Source organism: Pseudoalteromonas sp. 3J6, from assembly GCF_903995135.1.
Lineage (GTDB): Bacteria > Pseudomonadota > Gammaproteobacteria > Enterobacterales > Alteromonadaceae > Pseudoalteromonas.
The window spans coordinates 2,718,480-2,742,125 of the sequence record NZ_LR877185.1; the positions used below are offsets into that span (position 1 = coordinate 2,718,480).

General features: G+C 37.3%; 22 protein-coding genes and 1 pseudogene. 17 read left to right on the forward strand and 6 right to left on the reverse strand.

Going from position 1 to position 23,646, the window contains the following annotated elements; all coding sequences use genetic code 11:
* Positions 1-345 precede the first annotated feature (345 nt).
* The 10 genes from P3J6_RS12200 (at position 346) to P3J6_RS12245 (ending at position 10,347) form a co-directional block, all read left to right on the forward strand.
* The gene (locus P3J6_RS12200) at positions 346-1,146 is read left to right on the forward strand and encodes a hypothetical protein (RefSeq protein WP_198523147.1); all 801 of its coding nucleotides are present in this window, start codon (positions 346-348) and stop codon (positions 1,144-1,146) included.
* A 114-nt stretch (positions 1,147-1,260) separates the two neighbouring features.
* The gene (locus tag P3J6_RS12205) at positions 1,261-2,070 is read left to right on the forward strand and encodes a hypothetical protein (protein ID WP_198523148.1); all 810 of its coding nucleotides are present in this window, start codon (positions 1,261-1,263) and stop codon (positions 2,068-2,070) included.
* A gap of 104 nt (positions 2,071-2,174) precedes the next feature.
* Positions 2,175-3,170 (forward strand): hypothetical protein, encoded by a 996-nt coding sequence (locus P3J6_RS12210; RefSeq protein WP_198523149.1) that lies wholly within the window; start codon positions 2,175-2,177, stop codon positions 3,168-3,170.
* 200 nt (positions 3,171-3,370) lie between these two features.
* Positions 3,371-3,817 carry a GNAT family N-acetyltransferase gene (locus tag P3J6_RS12215; RefSeq protein ID WP_198523150.1) on the forward strand — a complete coding sequence of 149 codons (447 nt, stop codon included), beginning with the start codon at positions 3,371-3,373 and terminating at the stop codon, positions 3,815-3,817.
* Positions 3,818-4,776: 959 nt separating this feature from the next.
* Positions 4,777-5,598: an acyl-CoA thioester hydrolase/BAAT C-terminal domain-containing protein gene (locus P3J6_RS12220; RefSeq protein WP_198523151.1), complete on the forward strand. Its 822-nt coding sequence runs from the start codon at positions 4,777-4,779 to the stop codon at positions 5,596-5,598.
* A gap of 364 nt (positions 5,599-5,962) precedes the next feature.
* Positions 5,963-6,277, forward strand: coding sequence for a DUF1330 domain-containing protein (locus P3J6_RS12225; protein WP_178956048.1), 315 nt, complete (start codon positions 5,963-5,965; stop codon positions 6,275-6,277).
* Positions 6,278-6,356: 79 nt separating this feature from the next.
* A complete protein-coding gene (locus tag P3J6_RS18915) occupies positions 6,357-7,253 on the forward strand; it encodes a S41 family peptidase (protein WP_198523152.1) in 897 nt (298 codons plus the stop codon).
* Between the two features lie 44 nt (positions 7,254-7,297).
* Positions 7,298-7,645 (forward strand): S41 family peptidase, encoded by a 348-nt coding sequence (locus P3J6_RS12235; RefSeq protein ID WP_198523153.1) that lies wholly within the window; start codon positions 7,298-7,300, stop codon positions 7,643-7,645.
* Positions 7,646-7,887: 242 nt separating this feature from the next.
* Positions 7,888-9,351 (forward strand): serine hydrolase domain-containing protein, encoded by a 1,464-nt coding sequence (locus tag P3J6_RS12240; RefSeq protein WP_198523154.1) that lies wholly within the window; start codon positions 7,888-7,890, stop codon positions 9,349-9,351.
* 447 nt (positions 9,352-9,798) lie between these two features.
* The gene (locus P3J6_RS12245; RefSeq protein WP_198523155.1) at positions 9,799-10,347 is read left to right on the forward strand and encodes a cytochrome b; all 549 of its coding nucleotides are present in this window, start codon (positions 9,799-9,801) and stop codon (positions 10,345-10,347) included.
* Between the two features lie 41 nt (positions 10,348-10,388).
* Here the strand turns inward: P3J6_RS12245 and P3J6_RS12250 are convergent.
* Positions 10,389-10,578: pseudogene (locus tag P3J6_RS12250) on the reverse strand (methyl-accepting chemotaxis protein); the annotation flags it as partial.
* 343 nt (positions 10,579-10,921) lie between these two features.
* On the opposite strand from P3J6_RS12250, the gene P3J6_RS12255 reads away from it, so the two are divergent.
* Together P3J6_RS12255 and P3J6_RS12260 are read left to right on the forward strand one after the other, a co-directional pair.
* On the forward strand, positions 10,922-12,901 hold the full coding sequence (locus tag P3J6_RS12255; protein ID WP_198523156.1) for a methyl-accepting chemotaxis protein: 1,980 nt from the start codon (positions 10,922-10,924) through the stop codon (positions 12,899-12,901).
* Between the two features lie 243 nt (positions 12,902-13,144).
* Complete coding sequence (locus P3J6_RS12260; protein WP_198523157.1) at positions 13,145-13,990, forward strand: DUF417 family protein; 846 nt, start codon at positions 13,145-13,147, stop codon at positions 13,988-13,990.
* 134 nt (positions 13,991-14,124) lie between these two features.
* Here the strand turns inward: P3J6_RS12260 and P3J6_RS12265 are convergent, their stop codons facing one another.
* Positions 14,125-15,642, reverse strand: coding sequence for a leucyl aminopeptidase (locus tag P3J6_RS12265; RefSeq protein WP_198523158.1), 1,518 nt, complete (start codon positions 15,640-15,642; stop codon positions 14,125-14,127).
* A 230-nt stretch (positions 15,643-15,872) separates the two neighbouring features.
* On the opposite strand from P3J6_RS12265, the gene P3J6_RS12270 reads away from it, so the two are divergent.
* Both P3J6_RS12270 and P3J6_RS12275 read left to right on the forward strand, forming a co-directional pair.
* Positions 15,873-17,690 (forward strand): protein kinase domain-containing protein, encoded by a 1,818-nt coding sequence (locus P3J6_RS12270; RefSeq protein ID WP_198523159.1) that lies wholly within the window; start codon positions 15,873-15,875, stop codon positions 17,688-17,690.
* 56 nt (positions 17,691-17,746) lie between these two features.
* A complete protein-coding gene (locus P3J6_RS12275) occupies positions 17,747-18,178 on the forward strand; it encodes a DUF3859 domain-containing protein (RefSeq protein ID WP_010389971.1) in 432 nt (143 codons plus the stop codon).
* Positions 18,179-18,234: 56 nt separating this feature from the next.
* Here P3J6_RS12275 and P3J6_RS12280 read toward each other — a convergent pair whose 3' ends face one another.
* The 3 genes from P3J6_RS12280 to acuR form a co-directional block, all read right to left on the reverse strand.
* Entirely contained in the window at positions 18,235-18,651 is a 417-nt protein-coding gene (locus tag P3J6_RS12280; RefSeq protein WP_008114664.1) for a VF530 family DNA-binding protein, read from the reverse strand.
* Positions 18,652-18,723: 72 nt separating this feature from the next.
* Positions 18,724-19,716, reverse strand: coding sequence for an acrylyl-CoA reductase (NADPH) (gene acuI / locus P3J6_RS12285; protein WP_198523160.1), 993 nt, complete (start codon positions 19,714-19,716; stop codon positions 18,724-18,726).
* A 309-nt stretch (positions 19,717-20,025) separates the two neighbouring features.
* Positions 20,026-20,667, reverse strand: coding sequence for an acrylate utilization transcriptional regulator AcuR (gene acuR, locus P3J6_RS12290; RefSeq protein ID WP_198523161.1), 642 nt, complete (start codon positions 20,665-20,667; stop codon positions 20,026-20,028).
* A 364-nt stretch (positions 20,668-21,031) separates the two neighbouring features.
* Here acuR and rmf point away from each other — a divergent pair, with 364 nt between their 5' ends.
* Positions 21,032-21,202, forward strand: coding sequence for a ribosome modulation factor (gene rmf, locus P3J6_RS12295; RefSeq protein ID WP_008114656.1), 171 nt, complete (start codon positions 21,032-21,034; stop codon positions 21,200-21,202).
* A 63-nt stretch (positions 21,203-21,265) separates the two neighbouring features.
* Here the strand turns inward: rmf and fabA are convergent, their stop codons facing one another.
* Positions 21,266-21,781 carry a bifunctional 3-hydroxydecanoyl-ACP dehydratase/trans-2-decenoyl-ACP isomerase gene (gene fabA, locus P3J6_RS12300; RefSeq protein WP_010389976.1) on the reverse strand — a complete coding sequence of 172 codons (516 nt, stop codon included), beginning with the start codon at positions 21,779-21,781 and terminating at the stop codon, positions 21,266-21,268.
* Between the two features lie 195 nt (positions 21,782-21,976).
* Here fabA and P3J6_RS12305 point away from each other — a divergent pair, with 195 nt between their 5' ends.
* Positions 21,977-22,834 (forward strand): 6-carboxytetrahydropterin synthase, encoded by an 858-nt coding sequence (locus P3J6_RS12305; protein ID WP_198523162.1) that lies wholly within the window; start codon positions 21,977-21,979, stop codon positions 22,832-22,834.
* Positions 22,827-23,645, forward strand: a complete 819-nt coding sequence (locus P3J6_RS12310; RefSeq protein ID WP_138622026.1) for a M23 family metallopeptidase — start codon at positions 22,827-22,829, stop codon at positions 23,643-23,645. The genes P3J6_RS12305 and P3J6_RS12310 overlap by 8 nt, the downstream gene beginning before the upstream one ends.
* The last annotated feature ends 1 nt before the right edge of the window (position 23,646 follow it).

A 23,646-nucleotide genomic window follows, 5' to 3' on the forward strand; every position in this document is an offset into this window, starting at 1 on the left:
TTAGATCTAGTTTAATTATTGAAAGCACAGCTCTTTTGGCTGTGCTTTTTTGTTTTAAATCGCACCATTATAATTTAATCATGGTTAGAAACAGGGGTTTCATAAACGATATTCAAATAAAAAAGGATACTGTATATATAGACAGTTAATGGTGTTTTGTCCAATAACATTATTAAAAGTCGTTTTGGTGTATTTTAACAACGATAATTTTATAACTTGCGTAATAACTTGTTTACATTGAAGTTATTTAGTGGAATTATTGAGCCATGTAATATACGCCGTTTTGAGGTTTTATAACCCCCCAAAGTGGTGTTCAATAAGCTGTTAAATTACTAAGGAGTTTGGGTGAAATACTCACTATTAATATTAAGTGCAACATTACTTTTAGGCCTTCTTTGTAATTATGGAATATTACCATTAATTAATGTTTATATTGCGTTAGCGGTTGTATTGACTTTACTGATTGAATATGGAATAAGATTATTTGCGTTTAATACGTTAAAGCCGAAACCTGAATACTCTAAAGTGAAATTTGATAAAAACTATTTTTGGTTGTTTGTTTCTCCTGGGTACTTTTTTTCAAGGTACTTCAAAAAGAAAATACAATATAAAGACAGAAACTTTAATCAACGACTTCAAAAAAAATCAAAAGCTAGTTTTCTAAAGTCTGCAAATAATACAAACCTAGTAGCCAGTTCTGTTATATTTTTAATTTTATCTATTATCGGGCTTTTAAAAAATGAGATCGAGCACCAATCATTTGAATTTATTATTCAAACCGCATTGTTTTTTACTCTTATTAGAACCTGCTCACGTAGCATTGAAATAATCTATGCATTCACTAATGATGTTATAAAGATTGAGAATTCGAATGGCTCGTCATTAAATAAATATGACAGAGTTAAATTAGCTCTTAATAGTTATGTGGAAAATATTCTAAATTTTTCAGCTATATATTATTTGCTCCAAAAAGAATATATAAATATCCTAGGGGCATTTTTTTCTTCGGTAGGTCGAAGCACTATTTCCAATTTAGACTTAAAACATAGTGAAGTTTTATTGTCTTTTGTTGTTTACGGGCAAGTAATAACAACACTAACTTTAGTTGTATTATCTTTAGCTATATATGTTGGGCGTAAAAAGTAATTTAGCAAGGAATTTAAAAGGAACAAAAACAGTGGCTTACGTTTCGAACCGCTACACATTTTAATCCACTATTTTTATCATCTTAATGCGGCGTTATACGTTTCGGGAGGTTTGGTGAACGGAATCTGTGCATTGTGTACAAAATTAGCAAAGCTTAAAGATAGTCACTTTATGCCTAAAGCTGTTTACCGATCAATTAGTAAAAGTTTCCCTGAACACGGGCAGAATATTGTTTTGATTAATGGCTCTAAGAAATCAGCTGCCTATACAGACAAGCAGGCTAAAAAGCATTTACTTTGTGAAAGTTGTGAATTGAAATTCTCCCAAAATGGGGAAGATAAAGTTATTTCTTTTATGGCTCGTCCTAAAGGTTTTAAACTCGCAACCAAGATCAAAAAGTTTAAAGCATTGTCTCAAATAAAAGATGAAAAATGGTATTTCCCGCCAAACAACGAAATAGCATTTAATTTCATGTATTTTGCTGTAAGTATTGCTTGGAGGTTGTCCATAACGGATTGGAGTGGGTTCGGTATTCCCGACACAAAAAATTCGATTCGTGAAGAAAGCATGATTGCTTTTTCAGATTACCTACTAGGAAATACTGAATTTCTTGCAAATACTTACCTAGCAGTATATGTTGATAATCAAATAGTCGATACACCGTCAATGGGCTTCCCAATGGTTAAAAACCATGATGGCTACCAACATATTGTGTTCAACATTCCGGGTATAAAACTAAGTTTGTTAGCAGGAAACAACCCAGGAGCGGGTATTAGAGAAACATTTTCTATTAATACTACTAACGTTTATTTTGTTAGCCGTAGTTTAAAAACACACCCTGATTATCATTTTATGGTTAACTTTTTAAAAAATGAATCAGTTGCAAAGGGACGGTTACTGAAAGAGCGTAGCAAAAACGTATAACAAGTCGTTTAAAAGGACAATGCTCCTAACAGTTTGCTCGGTTTCGCTTAGTTACACATTTTAGCAAACTATTATCAGTCTCTTAAATGTTTGAGTTTTATCAAATGAAAGTAGTACGCTGGGCGATTCTTCTCCTAATTTTCTCAATTATTTATTTATATTTCCTTGGTGTTAAACCTGACAGAAAAGTAATTTTAGATCGAGAAAATGATATTACAGAAATCACTTTGATTAATAAAAATTTTGAAAATAATCGTTATTACCCAAACACCAGTTTAGGCTATTTGAGGTGGCTTAATTTTGAAAAAATAAATTTCAAAGGGGAGCAATTTCATCAAATAGGTTCGGGTGCTTCTTTAATACAACCAATAGAAAAAACGTCAAAATTTGTAGTAGAAAATATCATTGAGAGTAGAGATATTTATAACCGTAAGTATTACTTTCAAAGAACTTATATTAAAAACCAAGTTTCAGGCGACATTTTAGCTTATAAAGAATGGAAGTGTTCAAATAGCAACTGCGATATATCTTCTGATAACTCGAAAGGCTGGCAAGGTCAATATGGCGCTCTATTCGTTAGGGAAGTTCTAAATCCAACATTACCTATTAAGGGCGCGGTAGGAGTTATACCTTACCCAAAAACAGCTTATACCTATTTACCTATAAAAAATAAAATTTTAAAAATAGAAAAAGTGCGAAAAAACCTATTTAATTGTCCTGATAGCTTTTCTATTTTAGCAAGAAAAGATATACCTGCTAGAGTTTTAAGTTTTAACAGAAAAATGTTTTTACCTGCTCATAATATTAAACAGGTACATTGTTTAAATGAAGAGGTTTTTGTTATTTCTAATACATTCCCTCAAAATATATTCTTAGATTGGATCTCGTATTCTGGAACCTTATTAGGCCAATTTAAAATTAATTTTAGTGGTATTGATTCATCTGACTATATATTTGTAAATGCAATAAATAGAAATAGTGAAGCAATACATTTAAGTGTAATGTATTTTAACCAATCGCCGAGACAGCAAGAAAAAATGAAGCCATATATTGGATATGACGTTTTAATTAATATTAATGCATCTGAAAGGTGGCACTAAAAAGCTTTAACACATATGAGCTTAAACTCTGTCAATAGGTGTATTAGTGTGATTACCAAGGAAACGTGACGGTCTAACTACCAAGCGATTTTACGCAGACAAATAACACGCAGTTATCGGGTTTATCTCAAATTAAGTATTGTTTTTTTTAAATTCTCCCATATATAGTTAGCTTTATGTGAAAAATAAAATGGAATTTTATGAATGTAAGTTTGCGTGAGGTTACGAAAGACAATTGGCTTGATGTTATTCATCTAGAGATTACTAAAGAGCAAGAAGATTACGTAGCGTTAAATTCAGAGTCTATTGCTGAATCCAGTTTTTACCCTCATTATGTTAATCGTGCAATTTATCTTGACGATATAGTCGTCGGTTTTATGCAATATTATCAGGAGCTTGAAGAAGGGCTACCGGATGAGTTTTATATTGCCCAGTTCATGGTTGATGTTAAACATCAAGGACAAGGTATTGGGAAAATCGCTACAGAACTGGTAATTAATGAAATGAAAGCAATTCCAGAGTGTAAGAAAATCACCATACTCTATATGCCTGGTCATCATGCAATGCGCAAGTTCTATTCACAGTTTGGTTTTGAAGTGACCGAAGAAGATGATGAAGACGGTGTTGTAATGGAGCTAGATGTTTAATAATCCAAACGGCCTTCAGGCCGTTTGTTTTTTAACTGAGATTTCTCTCAATTGAAGCTCAGTGGTATTCATATTTTCCCTCAGCAAGATATGCGAACGCCGCTAGCGTGGATTTCGACGTTTTTTTCAGACTTGAGTAGCCGTGACACCTTAGATTGGCCTAAATGTGGGTTAGTTACTATAACCCTAATGACGCGCCAGTAAGGGCAAAGATTTTTTGAGTCGTGCGCATTGGTTTTTTCGGTATGCTGATTTTAAGTTTTGTGCAGTCATTTAGCTTTCGTGTCGGCTACGAAAATGTTGTAATTTACTTGTCTTTAGGTTTGGTAGTAGTCGGTCTATTCCTGCCTATATACAGAGCAGAGTGTATTTTTGGTTATGTGTTTGGCTCAATAGTTTTTTCTGGATCAATAATACCTCTCATAGGTATATTGTTAATAGCGGGGATTCCATGGTTTTCTCACGTATGTATAAAGTCATTAGTTTTTCGAGTTTTTAGGGCGCAACCGCAGTAGTCTAGCTTAACAATCCGCGTCATTCAGGGCCTTAGGCCCGGAATGACGCTCTTAAGTTCGCGCGCATGTGCGGAGCGTTATACACAAGGATGAGCAGTGGCATTTAAATCTACGATTTTATTTCTTTTTATATTTATGATTTCTGGTTGTGCTTCACGAAGTGCAGAAGAGATCGGGGGTAATTTCACTTCTGGCTCTGACTTTACTTAGCATGACAAAGAAAGTTCTAGGGTCGATAATTTTTTTACCCTAAATAAAGCCACTCAGACACTTGTAATCCCCTTCAAAACGTCGATTAAAAATATCAAACACTTCTTTATATGTTGCGTAAGAGTACAGTAATTGATTGAACCAAAATAGGAACTCAGCTATGGTTTGTTTATAAATAAAAACAAATAAAAAACGAGTTAATCTACAGGCTCGTTGGTCCCACAAGAGGAAGACATGCGTATTAAATTTATATTTATATTGATAACTTTATTTTCGAGCGTATCAAGTGCGCAAGACTTTTTTGTTAAGGAAGTGAGGTTCAAAAACATTGTTGCCAATCTCTATCTTCCTAATACCTCAGAAAAAGTTCCTGTGGTTATTGCAATCGGTGGTTCTGAGGGAGGAATCAGCACAGGTGATGCCAATGGTAAAATGATTGCACCACATGGGATCGCTGTATTAGGGCTCGCTTACTTTAAAGAAAAAGGGATTGCTCAGACACTAGATCAAATACCCTTAGAATATTTTTTAAGTGCAATTGATTATCTTGAGACTGTTTCTTCAATAGATTCGTCAAAAATTGGTTTTATTGGTGGTTCTAGGGGAGCTGAATTAGCGCTTTTATTAGCATCGATGGAACCACGCATCAAATCTGTTGTAGCGACAACTCCAAGCAAAGTAGCTTGGTACGGAATGACTACAGCAAAGTCCGCGTGGACATTTAACGGAAAAGATATTCCTGCTTTAAGCTTGGAACTTGATGAAAAGGCTCCTTTACTTAATCGATTTGAAGTTGCTTTAGAAAATAAAGACAATGTAGCAAACTCATTATTCTCTTTCGAAAAAATAAATGGTCCAATATTGCTGATTTCAGCAAAAAACGATCAAGTTTGGCCTTCATTTCAAATGTCGAACGAGATAGAGGAATATCTTAAAAAACATAATTTCAAACATTCCGTCACACACAACGCATATCCGACAGGTCATGGTTTTAGTCAAGAGACAGCGCCTGAAATAAAACAGTCAATAATTGACCATTTCATGCGTACTTTATAGTGCTAACATATATGAACCTTAACCGAGTCAATGGACTAGTTTTTTTACCGTTTTCATAAATTGACGTTTAATTCTAAATCAAAAAACAATTCGTTTGCTTCGTCTGTTAAGTAAGTAGCTTACAGCAAATTATGGATGCATGTTACTGTAAAAGTTCATTGAGCTGTCTCCTATAAGGTTGGTTACCCTTTCATCGTAGTTGAATAATCGCGATGCAGGGGAGGAGGCTTAATGAGAATCAAGCCATTACAACAGGACAAAAAATTGTTGGCTTTTCTCCTTCGTCACTTATTTAAATCAACTAAATTTGCCTATTATTTGGGCGTGATGGATTAGTTTAGTCTTTAACATAATAGGTTACAAAATGTATGAATTTTTAGTTGGCTTGGAAGTTTCGGACAATGGCGCGTATTCAGACTATAGAGCGGCTATGGCACCCATTCTTAGTGCTTTTGGTGGCGGTTTCGGTTTTGATTTTGTAGTTTCGGAGGTTCTTCTTTCAAAAGTTGATACTCCTATTAATCGAGTGTTTACAATTCATTTCCCAAATAAAACCATCTCAGAAAACTTCTTTTCCGATCCTGAATATTTAAAAGTAAAAGCTCAATTCTTTGACGTGTCTGTATCTCACGTAACAATCATTGCGGGCTATGAAAAAGACTCTCAAAATATCATCTAAAAAAATATTCTTACTTTGCATTTAAACCTTTATAACAGTTTTTGCGACTAAGTTTTAAAGCAAATAATAAAGGTTTTGTATGAACTACTTAAAGCAGGTTTTAAATATAGCATTATTGGTATTAGTTAGCTTTGCGGGTATTAAGCCCGTGCAAGCTACTAACTTACCTTTTGAACAAATAATCACACCTCAACAAGCAAAGCGAGATGTTGCGCAGTGGTCACAATGGCTGCACAGTACGCACCCTGATTTAAAACACAGTGTGGCCGACATTGATGCTTTTTACTTGCAACTGAATACTATAACCGCAGCTATTACCGATGAACTTAGCGTGCGGGAATTATGGGCCCGTTTAGCGGTATTAAATTCAACATTGGCTGATGGGCATTTAAAAGTAGGGCATGCTTCTACGTCGCAATGGCGTAAATGGGTCAATGGTGGCGTGGGGCTTTTTCCATTTGAAGTTGCGATTGTAAACCAGCAACTTTATATAAAATCTAACACAGGCGGTACCAAGAGTGGCTATGCTGAGCAGCAAATAAAGGCGATTAATGGCGTGCCATATGAGCAAGTCGTAGCTCAGTTATTACGCCGCACACATGGTGATACTGATGAATTTAGACAAGAAGTATTAGCACGTCAATTTCATCGTTTATTATATTTAACGTTTGGTTACTCAGAACAATTTAGCATTACCTTAGCAGATGAAGAGCTCACGCTAGCTGCGAGCAAAACTTTGCCACAAAGCATGGTTGAACGCTCATTTGTAGATACTTTTAATGTTGAGTACACAGGTGAGACGGCAACCCTTACAGTTAATTCATTTTCATGGCCTGATTTTAAGCAATACCTTGCCTTTATGGACGCCACTTTTACTCAGCTAACAGAAAAAAACATAAAGCACCTAATAATTGATATCAGTAATAATGGCGGTGGCGATGATGACTTTTGGATGGCAGGAATTATGCGTATATAACGGATGTACCATATCGTCACTTTTCCCATTATCGCTCTAAGGTGTTGTTAAAGTATCGTGATCCAGGCCAAATAGTAGGTGAAATTGAGTCTGGTGAAAACACTCGTTTTATACAGCCAGAACCTGATCTTGCTAACTTTTTTACCGGGGATGTTGCTGTAAAAATAGGGGCTTACACTTATTCGTCAGCAATTGTGTTTGCTAACACCCTACAAGATTTTTCAATTGCGCCATTGGTTGGCGAAGACACAACAGGAAGAAGCACTCAAACTGGGGGGATCCAGTTTTTAAACTTAATACATAGTAATTTGCAGATGGTCAGCCCGCGCTTTATTTTGACAAGGCCAAATGGTGAGCTGCAAATGACTGGCGTTAAAGTTTCTTCGTTGTGACGCTTAAACACCGAGAACTGATATTAGCATTTTTTTCGTTCACTAAAGTGGCTGTCGCTTTAAAACATTGCTTAGTATAAAAATCTAAGCAATTGTCTTTAATGCTTATTTTGCTAAACTATAAGCGCTGATACTCGAGTATAAATGTATAACTAACTTCGAGCCATATATTTACCTTTGAATATTTTTATTTATAAAAGGTATTCTATCTAAACTATTACAATTAAGGAAAACGCGTTCCAATGTTTAGGAAAAACATTCGTTGCAGCTTACACATTTTATCATTAAGCACATTATTACTTACCAGCCTACTACCACAGGTAAAGGCCGATGAAATAGATGACTTTTTACTAGAGAAAATGCGCACAGCTAATATTCCAGGATTACAACTGGCAATCGTGAAAGACAATAGGCTGATAAAAAAAGCCAGTTACGGCCTGTCGAACTTACAAGACCAGATCACGGTACAAAACCATACCCCTTTTCCTATTTTTTCGATGACTAAAGCTTTTACTGGCGTTGCAATTATGCAACTTGCCGCTGAAAACAAGTTATCGGTTAACGATCCGATTTCAAAGCATTTAGATGATTTGCCTAAAGCATGGCAACCGCTAACTATCCGTCAGCTGCTAAGCCATACTTCTGGTTTACCTAAAATATTAAATGGTCATTGGGTTGATTTAATTTCTAATGGTCAGCCAGATCCTGCGTGGCAAGAAGTACTTACTTTACCAATGCGTTATGAAACCAATAGCCGCTTTGAGTACAACCAAACAGGTTACATTTTGTTAGGTAAAATTATTGATAAGTTATCGGGTCAGCCTTTTTCTAATTATATTCAGAAAAATCAGTTGGCTAAACTAGATATGCCCATAACTTTGGCTGCAGGTTTTGCTCATACTGAATCTATTGTCCCTAATCAAGCTCGTCCTTACGTTGCTGGCAATCAAGGAAAGCTAAAGACGGTACAAATAACTTTCGACCCATTCTTTAGAACTGCGGCGGGTATGAGTGCTACCGCAACTGAGCTTGCTAATTACGCGATAGCGCTTCAACAACGAAAACTCCTTGATGAGAAGTACCTTAAAGAAATGTGGTCACCAACGCGTTTAAATAGTGGTCAAACTGCAGGTTTTAGCAATTTAGAAAATGGTTACGCTCTAGGTTGGCAAACAATTGGACGAGAGCAGCATCCAGCAGTAAGTGCCAGTGGTGGTGATGCTAATTCAATGGTGATTTATCCAAAAGATAACTTAACCATCATTGTATTAACTAATAAGCTAGGAAGCTTGCCAATATTCTTTATTGATGAAATTGCTGGCTTTTATTACCCTGAGATGAAAGCTGAAAATGGTTGGGGGTTGTCACAAGACTTATTCAAACTTTTCCAAGGGATTAAAAAACAGGGCTTTAATCAAGCCATCACTTTAGCGGATGAGATGAAAGTAAGTGCAGCGTTTGATGTGCAAGAAATTAATCTTTTGGGCTATCGCTATGTGGCTAAAAATGAACTAGCAAAGGCATTAGAGATATTTAAGCTAAATGTTCATTTGTTTCCCGACAATGCAAATGCTTATGATAGTTTAGGTGAAACCTATGCTGCACTTGGAAATAAACCAGAAGCGATAGCTAATTACGAAAAAGTACTCGCATTTTTGCCGAATAATCAACATGCCCTTAAGCAGCTGGCTCGGTTGAACCAATAACCTAACAAAGCGTAGACAATAAATAAAATCGCGCTAAGGCAACTACCATACTTCGCGCGCTTTTAAAAACTATGCTGGTCGAACTATATGCGGTAAATCTTTACTTCAGACATCAAAAGCCCAATCTATAAAAGTATTAGTTACTCAAAGCCAGACGACCTCATTGTTCTTATATTTACTGCTGTATATTACTTTTAAACACATTGATTTATTAAAACGGTAACTTTAGGTTGCCGTTTTTTATTCCTACTATTTAAGTTTATTTTAAGCTTGCTCAGTTATTGTAACTAATACTTAAATTCCAGAATCATTAAACCATTGAACTGACTTAGTAACTCATTTTATGTTTCAGATCATTAAACTGTGAGTGATTAAAGGTTAGCCTGTATACATGTACTCATATGCATAAGTGAGCTTTTAACTTTAATGCGTTTATTAGGAGGTATTATGAATTTTAAAAATACAGATACTCATTACAATACACTCTCTGTTGCTTTGCATTGGTTGATGTTTATTTTAATTGTTACTGTGTACGGTAGTATTGAACTACGTGAATTATTCGAAAAGGGCACTGAAACACGTGATGCCTTTAAAATGTGGCACTTTATGTTGGGTTTATCGCTGCTAGCTTTAGTTAGCGTGAGGTTAGCTGCGCGTTTAGTGGGTGGTGCAGCACCTGCTATACACCCTGAGCCTGCAAAATGGCAAAATAAGTTAGCTACATTTGTTCATATTGCGCTGTATGTGTTTATGTTTGCAATGCCTATAGCTGGTTGGTTAATTTTGAGTTTAGCAGGTAAACCCATCCCGTTTTTTGGCTTAGAGTTGCCTGCATTGGCCGCTCAAAACAATGAGCTTGCTAAAAGCATTAAAGAGATACATGAAACCGCAGGGGAAGTGGGGTATTACGTAATAGGTTTACATGCGGCTGCGGCTTTGTTTCACCATTATATTTTGGCTGATAATACGGTATCGCGAATGCGTTTGCCTAAATAATAAAAAAGTTAATAGTAAAAAGGGAGACAGTGTCTCCCTTTTTAATGTTTAATACTCTTAAACCCAATTCTAAACCCACCCCAATGTTTACCATTTACATATAATTGGCACCGATAGATCATGCAATATCTCGCCGGTATCGCGCTTATAGGTTTGTAATTAAAAGCTCTCTGCATGGCTACCGCAGTGAATGCCTGTGGGGTCATTAAAAATTTGTTTAGTGCGATTATTATATATGGCCCTGCATTTGTTTTTCACTTTATTTTTAGCCTCTTAATGAGGCGTTGCGTCAAAGATAGCCTGTGAATCTCATTGAGAAATTTTCAATACAAGAACATATATGTGAGTATGAAAATCTTTAAAAAACATGGTGCCACGCCGTAAATTTCAAAATAGAAACTAGTCGTTCTAAGCTTATACGAGACCATGTCGTGTCAAGGACGTTGCTGAGGCTCTTAATCCTTTTTTATAACAAAAGGATTAACGTTTATTTACAATAATAGTGCATAGATTCTTATAAAAAGAGAAAAGCTAATGTATTATCTTGCGTCCAAAATTTAGAATCGGTACAAGAATGCCCATTAAAATTAAGTTATTACTTTCATTTTTGCTTTTAGGTTTACTCCCAGCAGGTATTATTTCTGTATTATCTTTATATATATCTGCACAAGGATTAGAGAAACAAACGTATAACCAGCTTTCATCAATAAGCCATATAAAAAGCAAGCAACTTTACGATTATTTCAAAGGTACAGAAACAGATTTAAACTTATTAACAAAAAATTGGGAAAGCCAATCAAAGCATAACTCTGATCTCTCAATATCAGAGCTTGCAACAGTAAATCATACATGGTTTGATGGGTTTATAACGGATAAAGGTTATTATGACTTATTTGTTATTAGCCCAGCGGGCTTTATAGATTACACCTTCGCAAAAGAAGCCGATTATTTAACCAGCCTTACAACAGGACCCTATCAAACTTCGGGTTTAGCCACTCTTTTTAAAAAAATAATGATAACTCGCTCATTTGAAGTGGTTGATTTTTCGAAGTATGCACCGAGTAACGACGAGCCAGCCGCATTTATTGGTCAACCAATAATTATTGATGATGAAATTGTTGGAGTAATCGCATTACAATTATCAATTAATGCAATTAATAATATTATGCAAACTCGTGATGGGATGGGAGAAACCGGTGAATCATATCTAGTAGGTGACGATTTACTGATGCGCTCTGATTCATACTTAGATCCAGAAGGTCACTCGGTTATTGCAAGTTTTGCTGGTAATGTAAAAGATAATGGTGTGGATACTGTTGCAGTTCAAAAAGCACTTCAGGGGTACACTAACACTGAAATTATAATTGATTATAACGGTAATCCAGTGTTATCAGCCTACAAACCTTTTAAATTTGAACAATTAAACTGGGTTTTACTTGCAGAAATCGATGAGGCCGAAGCGTTTGCCCCTATTTATTTTCTATACTGGGTTATAAGCCTTATTGCATTGCTTTCTTTGGTTGTTGTAATTATTGCAGCTTTAGGAATTACTCATTCTATAATTAAACCTCTAGGCGGTGAGCCTGCGCAAATGCAGACGATCAGCAAACGTATCGCAAATGGTGATCTTAGTCAGGAGTTTAGTTCTGATACACCTAAGATTGGTGTATACGGAGCTATGGCAAAAATGAATACCTATTTGCATCAAACAATAAGCACAATATCTCAAGTAACTGACAGGCTTGCATCTACAGCTGCGCAAACGAGCGCGGCCAGTACACAATCAAATGCCAGCTTACAAGAGCAACATGCGAGCATCGAACATGTTGCGACTGCCATAGCGCAAACAAATTCCTCTATCGAAGAGGTCTCCGAAAGTGCTCGTGCAGTAGCCGACTTAAGTGTTAGAGCAAGAGAAACATCACACTCTGCGGATGTTGATTTACAGAAAACTATCGTAAAAATGCACTCACTTGACAATACCATCACTAATGCTGAATTAGTTATTAAACGTGTAGAAGATAATGCACAAAATATTAATAAAGTACTTGAGGTAATTCGTTCTGTTGCTGAGCAAACAAATCTTTTAGCACTCAATGCTGCAATTGAAGCTGCTAGGGCAGGAGAACATGGTCGAGGTTTTGCAGTTGTTGCGGATGAAGTGAGACAACTTGCTAAAAAAACACAAAACTCAACAGCCGATATAGAGCATATGATTGAGCTATTACAAGCGGGCACACAACAAGCTGTTACCGGAATGCATAAATCAATTGATGAAACAAAATCAACGATTACCACAGCGAATCAAAGCGCAGAATTATTAAAAAATAGTGTTGACCAAATAGATTATATAGCCCGCCGAGCTGAAATTATTGCAACAGCAGCTAATGAACAAAGTAGCATGTCTGAAGAAATAGCACACAGTATCGATTCAATTAAACAAGCAGCTATCGATAATGCAGCGGGTGCTGATCAGGTATCTGCTGCGAGTATGGAGCTAGATCAGCTCAGTAAACAGCTACAAAAAATAACTAATGGTTTCAGGTTACGGTAGAAACATAGCATTGTAACTAAAGAAAACATTCACCTTTAATTATGTGCTTTCAATGGTAAAATTACATTTTTATTATTGTGGATAATGAACTGTGTATATCATTGCAATTGAAGCCAGTGGGGTCTGTAGTCAATTGGATAAAATCTTGTCTGCAGACATTTTATAAAATCATTTAGCGTTAGTTGAATTGTTTTTTGTAAAAATATGGTCTTTGTTAGTCATTAAAGATTTAAAGGGCACACAATGAACTTAACATATGCAAATAACGCAATTACCTTTCTACTTGCACTTAGTTTTATACTACTTGGTGTATCGTTTGCGCTCGGTGCAAATCCAAACACACTAATTGCGACATTTAGCTTTTACGCGCTCGATAGCGTATTAAATACTAATACGCTAGGTCTACTAAGTGGTACAGCCATGATTATGTTAGTGGTGGTCACCCTATTGGCACATTTTAAATTAATAAAGCCAACCTCAGCATTTATACTAGCGCTTGTTGTTAGTATTTTGCCTTTACTAACCTTATTAGCAAGTAATCGCTGGATGACTCAGTTAGGGGGCTTTCCTATTATTGGTAGTGGGCAGGGAATAATTAAATACTTTGCTGTAGTGCCTTTATACTTATTTTTATTTTATAAAAATAAGATGAGCGACAAACAGCATGTCCTTTTAAACTTTATTCCTGTGGCTATGGTTTTGCTATGGATTGGCGGTATGAAATTTTACGATTTTGAAGCTAAGGCCATTGTAGGCTTAGTCGAAACCTCGCCTTTTATGTCTTGGTTATATAGTTTATTTAGCGTGCAAGGTGCGTCGAACGTGATTGGTGGGTTTGATGTATTATTTGCGCTACTACTAGGCGCTGGTATTTTATTAAATAATAAAAAACTAATTATAGTTAGTGGTTTAGCATGCTTGAGCGTTTTTTTAATGACCCAAACGTTTTTACTGTCTGCCCCTAACGCATTTAGCTCAAGTACGCTGTTGGCACGGTTAGGGCAATTTGTAATTAAAGATTTATGGTATGTGGGAAATTTAATTGTTATTGCCACTTTAATGCTCTCTAAACCAGCTAAACACAGTTAAAGCAATATGCTTTGTTGCTACCAATACAAAATTATTAAATAAAATAATGTGTATAAATAAGCACGTTATTCATACACGAAAAAGCGCCAAAACAGTAAACCATTTTGGCGCTTTTAATTATCAATTTATACTGATTAGTTAGCTAATAACCATTCGCTTAGTAAACGTACACCAAAACCTGTACCACCTGGTGAAAGCTCATCTTTGCCTTTTTTCACTAATGCATTACCAGCGATATCGATATGTACCCAACGGGTTTCGCCAGCAAAATGCTCTAAGAAAGAAGCGGCTGTGGTTGCACCAGGGCCACCTGAGCCCACATTTGTTATATCGGCAATGTCAGATTTCAACATATCTTTATAACCTAACGGTAAACGCCATAGGTTTTCGTTTACTTGTTTACCTGCAAGGGTAAGTTGCGATACTAGCGTGTCATCATCAGAGAATACCGCTGCGTATTCATTACCAACAGCACGAATTTTAGAACCTGTTAAGGTTGCAACATCAATCATGATCTCTGGCTTGTAGTGCTCACGTGCATACCACATTGCATCACTTAGAACTAAACGACCTTCAGCATCGGTATTTAAAATTTCTACACTTAAGCCTTCAGCGGTGCGAACAACATCGCCAGGAGCTACAGCAAACTTCGATACCATATTAGCTGCCATGCCCATAACGGCTACTACGTTTTTATCTGCTTTAGCTAACGCCATTGCTTTTACAGTACCAAGTACTGCAGCAGCACCAGCCATGTCTGATTTCATACGTGCAATAGACGCACCGGTTTTAATACTGTAACCACCTGAGTCGAACGTAATACCTTTACCAACAAGGGCAATAGGGGCATCGTCAGAGCCTTTATAATGAGCTACCACTAAACGTGCACCTTGCTGGCTACCTCTACCTACAGCTTCTAATGCGCCCATGCCTAGCTCTTTTAGTTCTTTAGGCTCTAACACTTTGATAGTAACACCTAACGACGCTAATTCTTTTGCTGCATTGGCAAAATCAACCGGTGTCATTTCTGTAGCCACTTCTGAGGTTAAATCGCGTGCTAAAAATACACCGGCTTGAATACTCTCTAATTGAGTGTAAAGCTTGCGAGTTTGCTTGGTGTTATCAACATCAAACGTATAGCTAACTGTTTCAGTGCTTGGTTCTTTTTTGTAGTTTTCAAAACGGTGATCGCGTAGGTTTGCACCGTGGGCAAAATTAGCAGCAAGTGCTGCGTTGTCGTTTGCACCCGTAACATCATCAAAAATAACACTGGCAGTGCCCGCTTTAGCTTTAACTAGGCGAGCATGAATATTACCGCCTAACTTAGCCGCTTTTGCTTTATTTAATTCGTCTGCTTTACCTGTACCTACAACCAAAATACGGCTGTAGTTACTTTTACTAGGCGCTACAAGTTGCGCGACTTTAGCGTAATCGCCAGTAAAGTTTTCTATATCGATAACACGTTGTAATTGGCCATCGAATTGTTTATCAAGTGTTTTAAATTGGCTGTTGCTGCCATCTTGGCTATAAAATACAACCAGCGTATTTGCGTCGCTGTCTACTTTTGTAGAAAAATTAAAGTCTGCTGCTTGTGCATTAATACACATACCCAGTGCAAGCGCGATTGAAGAGGCTTTTATAATACGTTTCATTTTTTAACCTAAGAATAATTTAAAGGGGTGTTTTACCCTATTTAGACTGTTATGGGTAAGTAGGATACGGTGAAACCGCAAATATCAGCGATATACGTCAAAATCATTAGTAAATAATATAAATTTGACTAATGGAAGTGACCTTAAAGGTTTAATAAAAATAACGGTCGCGTTACTATCAAACATAAAGGCATTACGCAGCTTTAAACCACCAACCTAGAGAATCTGCATTGAAAGCAAAAGAAATTCGCAACTTTTATATTAACGAAGAACAGTCTGTTTATTTGTTATCGCACCGTGATGCCAAAAAGCATCGCCAATGGCTTAACATTTGTATTAAACAGCTAACACTACTTGGTTATAAAAATGTTGAAATGATTGGCTCTGGTGCGTTTGGCTTTGTTTTTGCGGGTGATGATGAACATGGCCTGCCGTGGGTGTTTAAATTTTCAAGAATAACGCTGGCACAAAGTGTACGAGATCGCCTTGAAGACGAAGCGTATATGCTGTCTCAAATTGATAATCCGCTAATACCAAAATTTTATGGCTTTGAGCGGATTAAAAAACAGGGCATTTTAATGATGGCCCGTGCAGTAGGTGAAGACCTTGAAAAAGTATCACTTAAGCAAGGGCGGTTATCTGCTGCAAAAATAATGAACTTAGCGGTAAAATTGAGAAATGTGTTGCTTGATTTACGCCATCATAAAAATGGATTAAGCCCACAACCTATTGTGCATGGCGATATTAAACCCTCTAACTTGGTGTGGGATGAAAAAGCCAAGCAGCTTTCATTGGTTGATTGGGGAAGTTCGGTATATGCCCAAGTAGATGAACAAGGCAACCCTATTGCCAGTAATTTTATGGATTTAATGTCGGGTGATTTAAGCACCACTAACGCACGAATGGGCGATGTTTATTTTATAGGTGATGCGCAAATGTCTGGTGAAAAGTCATCCCCTCGTTTTGATGAGCAGGGGGTTGCATCAACTTTGTATGCACTTGCATCGGCTCAGTCTTGTCGATTTGGCGCTCAGGCTATTCCGGCCAGTAGTTTAATGCTCCCTAAAGAGCTGGCGAATGTAATTGACGGCATGCTTTCAAAAGAGCGTAGTGTAAGGGATAAAGCTGGCGACTATTTTATGCGTAACATAGAAACTATGGCAAAAGCATTTTTACCAGAGCTACCAAAGCAAGACACTAAAGCACGCATTCCTTTTTGGTTTAGCCAAGATCCTGAGCCCGAAACCGTTGTATATAGTTCCCGAAAACAGTTTTTACGCCAAGCCGACCATAAACAGCAATTACTCAATGTAAACGATGCCCAGTTAGATAGGTATTATAAAGAATTTTTGTTTGATACTGGGGATACCGAAAAAGCGTTTTTAGCGTCAATTAGTCGCTTAGCGAAATACCCTGTAGTAGGGGGGCTGAGTTTTCATTGGAAAGATGATTCTTTGTATGTTGAGTCATCACTTATCATGCACGATGAAGCTTTAGCAACCGCGTTTACTGATGCGGTAAATAATACTGTAATGCTGGCACAAGCGATTAGTCAAAAGGGCTTATTTAAGTGTTGTTTATTTGATGCCCGTAAAACGATTCAGCTAGAACGCGATGGCACCGGTGCGTTTAAATTTAACCAGTTACCTGAACTTGACTATGAAGTGGTTAATGTAAAAGCCAGCGATATAACCCGTCCGCACTCATATTTTGAAGATGGTAAAGATCCCGATGAGCAACTGCAACTGCCTAAAAAGGTGATTAAATGTGTATTTGAGCTAAACCAGATACATCATACGGGTTGTATTATTTTTGAAGCACTACCAGATAGGATGAAGATTCACCATTACTATCGATTGCTCGATGCTAGTAAAGAAGTTGAATTTAAACGTTTGCTAAATAAACTCATGCAGTACGCGGTTAATATTACTGATGTTGGGGTCGCTGGTTTTATGAAGTTGCCGTATAAAAATACTCGCGAGTTTAGTTTATGCGAGCAGCAACCCAGCAATTATTATCCTAAAAATCCAAAACAACTACTTAATTAATAAGTCACTCGCTGAGGCTGGTGGCTTAACAATAGAAAGAAAAAATAGAAAGTTAAATGGCAAAATCTAAACCACAAATTACATTAGAAAGTTACGGTATATATTCCAACTGGGACAAAGCCAGTAAATCGTTACCACAAATCACGCAATTCACCACAAAGGTAACCGCGTGTATTGATGTGGAATTTGGCCTAATAGTAAATATCAAAAAAGCGAAAGGCGAAAAACTACATTATTGTATTTATCACCCCGGTATTATAGATGCCGATGGCGAAGTGATGCAGCCTTTTGAGGGGAATGTATATGTTAAAGATAACGATTGGTCGTTTTATTTAGGCGACACCGTGTGGGAGCCTATAGAAGATAAAATAGGTAACTGGCGTATGACCTTATCATTAGCAGGAAAAGTCATTGCGGATAAAACATTTAATCTAACTAATGAACAGACCAAAACAGAAGATGATTTTTGGAAACACCGAGGCTATTAATTTCCTCAATAAACAAAAAAAGCTAACAATAAAGTTAGCTCTTTTATGAAATTAGCTTAGTTACCCCAAGGGTTACTTGAATTTGAACGTTGTTTACGAGTACGGGCACGTTGCTTGGCTGCTTTTTTCTCTTGAATACGCTTAGCATCAGAAAAGCTTAACTCGCATGGTTCACCTGGTTTATCGCCTTCAGGGATAATACGGTCTCGTGGAGGCAGTTCGTATTGTACGTCATCTGGACGTGGTAAGTTTTTTAGGCGATACAAATAGAAATTATCTACCTTTTGTTGTGCCCACTCGGTTTTACGTAAAAATTTAACCGCAGATTTAATGTCAGGGTTATTTTTAAAGCAGTTGAGTTGTAAGTAGGCATGTAGGAGTTCCCACCCATATTGCTCAACCAGTTCTTCAACCACTTGCTCTAATTTAACGCCTTGCAGTGGGTTATTACTGAAAAGTTCTTGGTTGCTCATAGGTGCTCTCTCGTTATTAAAAATACGGACAGCATTATAAATTTAATAACGAGAGTTTAATAGCAAAAATGCTTAACTTTGACAATTAACCACAACACGACCACGAATTTGGCCCTGCATGAGCTGTTCGGCATTTTCAATAACCTGATCAAGTGTGATTTCGGTCGAAATTTTATCTAAGTAATCGCTACTAACTAGGGATGCTAAACGAGCCCATGCTTCAACACGATCCGCTTTAGGGCGCATTACGCTATCAATACCCATCAAAGAAATACCACGTAAAATAAATGGCGCCACAGACGCTGGTAAATCCATACCTTGTGCAAGCCCACAAGCTGTTACTACGCCACCGTATTTAAGTGAGGCACAAATATTAGCAAGTGTGTGACTACCTACAGAATCAATGGCAGCAGCAAAGCGTTCTTTTTGCAGTGGTTTACCTGGGTTTGAAAACTCGTTCCTATCAATTACATTAGTTGCACCTAATGATTTTAAATAGTCAGCTTGTTCCATGCGACCTGTTGCTGCGGTTACTTGATAACCTAGCTGGCTTAGTAAATAAATAGCAAAACTGCCTACGCCACCATTAGCACCGGTGACTAACACTTCACCTGAGTCAGGAGTGATCCCTTGTTTTTCAAGGGCAATTACGCTTAGCATTGCCGTATAACCGGCAGTACCAATTTGCATAGCTTGTTTAGCTGATAAGTTGGCGGGTAGGGGAATTAACCAATCGCTGCTAAGAGCCGCTTTTTGGGCTAGGCCACCCCAGTGTTTTTCGCCGACACCAAAGCCATTTAAAATAACCTTATCACCAGCTTTAAATTCTTCACTGTCGCTGTTAGTAACTGTACCGACTAAATCAATGCCAGGTACCATAGGAAAGCTGCGAACTATAGGACCTTTGCCAGTAATGGCTAAGCCATCTTTGTAATTTAGGGTACTGTACAGTACGTCAATTAATACATTTTCGTTTGGTAGATCGTCACTGTTTATGCTGCTTAAATTGGCACTGTAGTTGTCGTCTTGCTTATCTATAACAATAGCTTTAATAGGATTGCTCATTAGATTTCCTTTTAGACCGATCGTCTTTAAATTAATAGTAAAAAATGCATTAACAAGGGTCTGATGACCTTTGCAGATTAAAATTTGTTCAAACTAGGGGCGGTTTAATTGCGGCGCGAGGTTTGTAACCTAGTGGGCTAAGTCAAAACCGAGCAACAAAGAGTAAATCGCCCCTAGGCAGAACCCAAAGGACAGCGCCTGTTTGGAATTGATGCTGCGTTATCGCCTATTTATGGGGAATAACCACACCACATAGGCTCTGCCTTGCCTAAATACCAAACAGACTGCTGCAAATTTAACCTTGAAAGATCAACAGACCCTAAGTAATGCGCGTAAAAACATTTCTGTGTATAAAGTCAGTGGCTTGCTTGATTGTGTTAGTTTAGCTCGCATTACAGCGCCTTCCCAACCAATCCAAAAATATTCACTCATTTGCGTGGTATCAATATCAGTTTTAATAGTGTGTTGCTGTTGAGCCAAGTCTAAACACTGTGTTAACTGTTCTTGCCAAACATGGTAACTCTGCATTAGGCGTATTTTAAACTCGTCACTTAAATGATTGAGTTCTTGGTTTAAATTGCCTACTAAACAACCGCGTTTGTAATCATACTTTTGCATCCCAGCTATAGCACTTTGGGTAAAGTTAACAATGCGTTCTAGGGGCGGTACTTCAGGTTGCTCTAAATAAAACTTAAGTTTAGCTATAAAAAACGTGTCGTACGCATCAACCAAAGCTAAGCCAAATGCTTCTTTATTTTTAAAGTAATGATAAAACGAGCCCTTAGGGACTTTGGCTTTTTTTAATATGGTGTCGAGCCCTGTGGCACTAAAACCAAACTCAGTGAGGGTTTCTAATCCCACACGAAGGAGCAACGCTTTAGTGTCTGCGTTGTCTCTGGCTATTTTGGGTGGGCGGCCACGCCTATTTGTAACTGCTGATATTTTATTCATAACTTATATTAGACCGATCGGTTTTAAATAATCAAGTGTTTATTTGCAATCTTTTTAAAACAACGAAATCTGTTCATTTTTCGATTACAAATTAATGAGGAACTTTAGCTTATGTTGCCAGTCACAAATATGACACTTATGTGTTTTTGAGCCGATATGTCGGAACATTTTAATAAAGTTAAATTGGTTAAAGTTGAGCAATAAAATTTTTTTTAATTAATTTATCATTGCATCAGCAGCTTAGTTAAAGTCAAACAAATTAATTGTATTTTGTGTTTGAATTAAACATTTTTGTTGGCTATTTATTAAATGTAGATGAACTTTATGCTACAAAAATATAAATATAAAGGTGAGGATTTTACCGATGAAGAGACAGAAAAGAGATCGTTTAGAAAGAGCTCATTCTCAAGGTTTTAAAGCAGGTTTAGCTGGTCGCTCAAAAGAGCACTGCCCTTATCAACAAGTTGATCCTAAGTCTGAGTGGCTTGGTGGTTGGCGCGAGGCAATAGAAAATCGCAATATGTATAAAACATAAACTCATAACGAATTAAAGCAAAAAGGCCTCCAAATGGAGGCCTTTTTGTTGCGTGTTTTAAACTTAAAACGCGCTGGTATCTTGGAACAAGCCTACCTTTAAATCTTTTGCTTCGTAGATAACGCGGCCATCTACTTCTACGGTTCCATCAGCCATACCCATAAACAATTTACGCTTAATAACGCGTTTCATGTCTAGACGGTAGGTTACTTTTTTAGCTGTTGGCAATATTTGACCGGTAAATTTAACTTCACCTACACCGAGTGCACGACCAAGACCAGGACCACCAGACCAACCTAAGAAAAAGCCCACAAGTTGCCACATAGCATCTAAGCCTAAACAACCAGGCATTACTGGGTCGCCTTTAAAATGACAGTCGAAAAACCAAAGGCTAGGGTCGATATCTAGCTCTGCAACTATTTGACCTTTACCATGTTCACCACCGTCATCGGTAATTGAAATGATACGATCCATCATTAACATGTTGTCACTTGGCAAACGACAATTTCCTTCACCAAACATTTCACCTTGACCACAAAGGATCAAATCTTCTTTTGTATAGCTATTTTTAGGTTCCATAACACTTTATCTTTGCTTAGAAATTGCCCCGTACTTTAGCGTACACTTGTACGCTAAACAACTCGGAGCAGTTAAAAAATGGTTTAATTATAAGCAATCAGTTAATGCAACTGATTTTAGTATGATTAAACCGCGCAATTACTAACAGAAATCATTATAATTGGGGCTGACTTTTAATCAGTTTAAAGGAAATTTATGACCCTTTTTGTTAACTCACTCACTGTGATTGATTTTTCTTACTTATGCAATAAACGCGGTGCAGTTGGCGAAAGTTGGATTGTTGATTTGACTTTACATGGCAAACTAAACGAAGAGTCTATGGTTTTAGACTTTGGCTTAGTTAAAAAGCAAATTAAAGGCATTATTGATGAGTGTATAGATCACCGTTTAGCTGTTCCTAACAACATAAACGGCAGCATCAACGAGTTTGCTGATCACAAAACATTAGATTGTACATTTGCTGATAACAAGCACCTTGCAATGAGTGCGCCTCATCAAGCATATTGCTTAATAGATACTGATGAGATTAACGTTGAATCAGTAACAGAGTACTTAGTTGCCACAATACTGCCACAGCTTCCTGATAATATTGAAAAGATTGAGTTGGTGTTAAAGCCTGAGCACAATCAGAGCTTTTATTACCACTATAGCCATGGCCTTAAAAAGCATGACGGTAATTGCCAGCGTATTATTCATGGTCATCGCTCACAAATTGGTATAAGCCTTGGCGGTATTTCTATGCCTCGTTTGCAAAAACAGTGGGCTGATAAATGGCGTGATATTTACTTAGCATCTAGCGAAGATCAAATAAACGCCTCTGAATTAAAACATATCTCAGCTAAAAGTGATGATGTTTGTTTTGCATATAGTGCGGCGCAAGGTTACTTTGAAATGGCTATTACTGAATCACGTTGCGACATTTTACCAATTGATACCACGGTAGAATGTATTGCTGACTACATTGCCAGCCAAGTGAAATTAGAGCACCCAGAAAAAGACGTTAAAATTACCGCCTATGAAGGTGTTGGAAAGGGGTCGATTAGTTATGCTTAAATCCTTATTAGTTTCGGCGTTAATTGTATCAACTAGCTTTAGTGCTATAGCGCTTGAGCTAAAAGGGCATTTAACTCAAGGTGGCCTAGTAACAGGGCAATTAGATAACGCTAAGTCGGTAAGCCTCAATGGTAAGTCGTTAAAACTTGCTGATAATGGGTTATTTGTATTTGGTTTTGGCCGTGATGCAAAACCTGTACATACATTAAGCTGGGTAGATAAAACCGGTAAAAACCACAGCCAAGATTTAGTTATTACTCTTCGCGATTACGATATAGATAAAATTACCGGTGTTGCTAAAAAATACGTATCGCCGCCAAAAGCGGTAAGTGAACGTATTAGCCGTGAAGCGATCGCAGTACGAAAAGCACGGGCTGTTAACTCTGATTTAGAATACTTTTTACAGCCAGTACTTAGGCCTGCAAAAGGACGCATTTCAGGTGTTTATGGTAGCCAACGTTACTTTAATGGCGAACCTCGTAGGCCACACTTTGGTTTAGATATAGCAAACAAAACAGGTTCACCTGTGTATGCGCCGATCAGCGGAACGGTAGTATTTGCTGAACCAGATTTATACTACTCTGGTGGTACTTTGATTTTAGATCATGGTCATGGGGTTACTTCTACTTATATTCATTTAAGTAAGCTTGATGTAAAAGTAGGGCAGAAGATTGAACAAGGTACAAAGGTAGCTGAAATAGGTGCTACGGGCCGTGTAACTGGGCCGCATTTAGATTGGCGATTTAATTGGCAAGGTGAACGCCTTGACCCTGCATTATTAATGCAAGACACATTAGCTAACAAAAAGTAGA